The following is a 3116-nucleotide window of genomic DNA, read 5'->3' as shown; positions in this document are numbered from 1 at the left end:
GCAGCGTTCTGGGTACGATCTTCACCGGTCTCCTGATCGGCCTGCTGTTCGCCGCGGCCGCACTCGTGTGCGCGGCCGTCCTCGTCGCGGCCGTGTTCTTCACCCTGGCCGCCGCCGTCACCGGCCTGAACTCCTGCTTCCGCACGGGCGAGGTGCACGAGCTGCTGCCCGCCCTGCTCTCCCCGCTGCTGGTGTGGTCCCTCTACGGCTTCCAGCTCTTCGACGGCCCGGACGTGGCGGCACCGCCCATCGTGCTCTACGCCTTCTCGCTGGCCGGCCCGCTCTCGGTGTCCGCCCTCTCGCTGTGGGAGATACGGCGCCTGCGCACCCGGTACGGCGTGACACTGGGCTCGCTGCTCGGCCGGTAGGCAGGGGCGGCGTCCGGCGAGCGTCGGCCGGGAGGGCGGGGAGGGCGGGGAGGGCAGGGAGAGCGGGGAGGGCAGGGGGGCGGGAGGCGCCTTCAGGCGGTTGAAACCACCCCTTCGAGCCCATTTGGAGGCAGGTCCGGGGACCGCGTGCGTGCTCGCGGGTAGTGCATGAGGCGTGATCTCCATCCTCCGGCGGCTGCACGACCGCTTCCAGCGCTCCGTCGCGGGCCTGGCCTGGAACCGCGGCCGGGAGATGGAACTGATGCACCGGGCGATGGGCTTCGCCGCCCTCGGGTTCCTCACCCTGGTGCCGCTGCTGGTGGTCGTGGCCGCCGCGGCGCCCGGCAGCGGCTCGGGCTTCGGCCGCTGGATCGGCCAGGCCCTCGGCGTGACGGAGACCTCCCGGGACCGGGTGGAGATGCTGTTCAGCGCGGCCGACCTGGCGCTGGAACGGACCACCGCCTTCGGAATGGCCGCGCTCGCCGTCTTCGGCCTAACCTTCGGATGGGCCGTGCAGACCGGCTACGAGAAGGTCTGGGACCTGCCGACCGCCCGCTGGCACACGATGTGGCGGCACGTCGTCTGGCTCGGCCTGCTGGTCTGCTATCTCGCGCTGCTCGTACAGATCCCCGCGCCGTCGGAGAGGGGATGGGGGGCCGTCATCGGCGCGGTGGGCGACTTCATCGGCACCTGCCTGTTCTTCCTGGGCTCGCAGCACTTGCTGCTCGGCGGCCGGGTCCGCTGGCGGGCGCTGGTACCGGGGGCGGTGGCGACCAGCGTGGGACTGGTCGGGCTGCGGCTCTTCTCGCAGCTGGTCTTCTCCCCGCTGATCGCCTCGAACGCCGTGACGTACGGCCCCTTCGGCACCCTGCTGGTCGTCCAGTCGTGGCTGGTCGGCGTCGGTTTCGTGGTCTACGGCGGCGCCCTCCTCGGCCGCCTGCTCCACGAGCACCTCGCACTGGAGCGCCTGCGCCGGAGCGGACTCGTGCCTTCTGAGCGCTGGGATCCCCCTCGTACGGAGCCCGGCCGGCCGGACTGACCCGCGGCCGCAGGAGCACGGGGTGCCTCGCGGTTCCGCGAACCGGACCCCGCACCTCGCCGCGGCTGAAGGTGGCGCCTACGGGCTGACGGCGAGGAAGAGGAAGGCCGCGAAGAGGACGAGGTGGACGCCGCCCTGGAGCAGGGTGGCGCGGCCCGGCACGATGGTGAGGGCGCTGACCACGACGGTCAGCGCGAGCAGCACCATGTGGATCGGGCCGAGGCCGAGCAGCAGCGGGCCGGAGAGCCAGATGGAAGCCAGGGCGATGGCCGGGATGGTCAGACCGATGCTGGCGATGGCCGAGCCGTAGGCCAGATTCAGGCTGGTCTGGACGCGGTCGCGGCGCGCGGCCCGGACAGCGGCGAGGGTCTCGGGCAGCAGCACGAGCAGGGCGATGATCACACCGACGACGGCGTGCGGGAGGCCGGCCTGCGCGACGCCCGCCTCGATGGTCGGGGAGACGGCCTTGGCGTTGCCGACGACCGCGACGAGCGCGACGAGCAGCAGGCCGAGGCTGATCAGGGCGGCGCGGGAGGTGGGCGGCGCGGCGTGGGCTGCCTCCTCCGCATCCGGGACGGGGCCGGCTGCCGGACCCGCGACCGGACCCGACGCCGGTGCCGCAACCACAGCCCGACCCCCGGCAGTGCCCACAGCCCGGCCGACCGCCGGACCCACCGGCGCGGGTCCGGCCCCCGTGCCCACCGTCTCCTTGCCGTGCGGCCCGGTGTCCACGGGCAGGAAGTAGTCCCGGTGCCGGACCGTCTGGACCGCGATGAACAGCCCGTACAGGGCGAGCGAGGCGACGGCGGCGAAGGTCAGCTGGGCGGTGGAGAACTGGGGCCCCGGCTTGCTGGTGGTGAAGGTCGGCAGCACGAGGCTGAGAACGGCGAGGGTCGTGACGGTGGCGAGGGCCGCGCCGGAACCCTCGGCGTTGAAGACGGCCACGCGGTTGCGCAGGGCGCCGACGAGCAGCGACAGGCCGACGACGCCGTTGCAGGTGATCATGAAGGCGGCGAAGACCGTGTCGCGGGCGAGCGCAGAGGTCTCGCCGCCGCCGTCGGCCATCAGGGTGACGATGAGGGCCACTTCGATGACGGTGACGGCGACGGCCAGGACGAGGGAGCCGAAGGGTTCACCCACCCGGTGGGCGACCACCTCGGCGTGGTGGACCGCCGCCAGCACCGCGCCCGCCAGGCACAGGGACACGAGGGCGACCGCGACGGCGGGCAGATCGCGCCCCCAGCTGAAGGCGAGCGCGACGAACGCCACCACGGGGACCACTACGGTCCAGTCGGTCAGGGGTGATCGGTGCGTAGCCGTACTCATATCAGCCAAGTTGCCAGAACTGCTCCCCTGATGCGGCGCCACCACCGCGCGCACCGCTCTGACGTGGCACTTCTCACGTGATGGCCGGGCGTGGCGGCCGCCGTGGCCGCCGTCTCCCCGCGGTCGGCGCGCGGCGGCGCGTGGGCGGGCCGGGCGGGGCGATCGCCCCGGCCCCGCCCGCACACGTCCACGACCCCGCACACGTCCACGACCCCCGACCACGTCCGCGACGAATGGCCGTATGTCACACCGCGCGCTCGTGGCCTTCCCAGTACGGGTCGCGCAGGCGCCGCTTGTACAGCTTGCCGTTCGGGTCGCGCGGCATCGTCTCGATGAAGTCGACGGACTTGGGGCGCTTGTAGCCGGCCAGTCGCCGCTCGCAG

2 protein-coding genes and 1 pseudogene are annotated in these 3116 nt (G+C 73.2%); 2 read left to right on the top strand and 1 reads right to left on the bottom strand.

The features are described 5' to 3' along the window. Positions 1–368: pseudogene (locus ACWDX7_RS28375) on the top strand (hypothetical protein); the annotation flags it as partial. Positions 369–543: 175 nt separating this feature from the next. After that, on the top strand, positions 544–1407 hold the full coding sequence (locus ACWDX7_RS28370) for a YhjD/YihY/BrkB family envelope integrity protein (protein WP_451488367.1): 864 nt from the start codon (positions 544–546) through the stop codon (positions 1405–1407). Between the two features lie 78 nt (positions 1408–1485). Here ACWDX7_RS28370 and ACWDX7_RS28365 read toward each other — a convergent pair whose 3' ends face one another. Beyond that, the gene (locus ACWDX7_RS28365) at positions 1486–2733 is read right to left on the bottom strand and encodes a calcium:proton antiporter (protein WP_451488366.1); all 1248 of its coding nucleotides are present in this window, start codon (positions 2731–2733) and stop codon (positions 1486–1488) included. Positions 2734–3116 lie beyond the last annotated feature (383 nt).

It is taken from the genome of Streptomyces sp. NPDC003034 (assembly GCF_053591375.1).
This window is presented reverse-complemented; position numbering and strand designations above follow the sequence as displayed.